This window comes from Allobosea sp. MMO-172 (assembly GCF_037147855.1).
GTDB lineage: Bacteria > Pseudomonadota > Alphaproteobacteria > Rhizobiales > Beijerinckiaceae > Allobosea.
Genome location: NZ_JBBCUM010000044.1, coordinates 1 through 1,187 on the forward strand (window position 1 = coordinate 1; position 1,187 = coordinate 1,187).

The window sequence follows — 1,187 nt, forward strand, 5'->3', positions numbered from 1 at the left end:
CCCCGGAATTGTCTGTTTGAGTTTTGGTATTGTTGTGTGGTTCCGCGGAAGCGGTATGCCTGGTCCGGCTGGCCGGCCGGACCAGGCGCGGCCCGCCGACCGTCCCGGAACAGGGCTTTCGCCCGTTGTCATCGTGGTCGCGGGTCGCTTCCCTTGTCACGCTTGCTGAGTTGCCTGGGCCTCTTCGCGTGAGCTGAACGCCCGCAGACAATCACAAGCCCTTCGAGGATAGCCCCGATGCCGGTTTGCACCAACACGCCTTCCCGTTTTCTCGGCTGCGATGTCGGCCGGGCCGAGATCGTCGTCTTCGACAGCTGTGACGGCACGACCCGCAGCATCGCCAATCGGCCCGACGCCCTGGCCGCCTTCGCGGCCGGGCTGGAGCCGGACGGCCTCGTCATCTGCGAGGCGACCGGCGGCTACGAGGACGCCCTGCTGGCGGCGCTCGCAACGGCCGGCCGTCCGGCCCATCGCGCCGACGCCCGCAAGGTCAAGGCCTTCATCCGCTCCTTCGGCACGCTCGGCAAGAGCGATGCCCTCGACGCCCGGGCGCTCGCCCGCTACGGCGCCGAGCGGCACGCCAGCCTGACGCGATGGTCCGCGTCCGATCCCGCCCGGGAACGCCTCCAGGTCCTGGTGCGCACGCGCGGCGAGCTCGTCGCGCAGCGCGTCGCCTGTACCAACCGCCTCAAGGCCCCCGGCGTCGCGCCCGTCGAGACTATGCTCAAGGCTCTCCTGATCTGCCTGGCCGAGCAGATCGCCGCCATCGAGGACGCCATCGACCAAATCAGGCGCGACGTTCCCGCCATCGCCAAAGCCGCGAAGGCCCTGCGCAGCATCGCCGGCATCGGACCCGCCACGGCTGCGGCCCTCATCGCCCTCATGCCCGAACTCGGCTCCATCGGACGCCGGCAGGCCGCCGCGCTCGCAGGCCTCGCTCCCCATCCCAACCAGAGCGGCGCTTCCGACGCCTATCGACGTACACGCGGCGGCAGAACCGAGATCAAGCGCATCCTCTTCCTGCCCGCACTCGCCGCGGCAAGGCACGACCCCGCCATGAGCTCAGCCTATCAAGCGCTCATCAAGCGCCAGAAAAAGCCAATCGTCGCTATCGTCGCCATCATGCGACGCATCATCGTCGTCGCAAACGCAAGGCTCAGAGACGCTAAATACTGAGTTGATGACAA

General features: G+C 68.2%; 1 protein-coding gene. It reads left to right on the forward strand.

Annotated elements, in window-relative coordinates:
• Positions 1 to 237: 237 nt before the first annotated feature.
• Positions 238 to 1,176 (forward strand): IS110 family RNA-guided transposase, encoded by a 939-nt coding sequence (locus tag WFK61_RS26005; RefSeq protein ID WP_336814938.1) that lies wholly within the window; start codon positions 238 to 240, stop codon positions 1,174 to 1,176.
• The last annotated feature ends 11 nt before the right edge of the window (positions 1,177 to 1,187 follow it).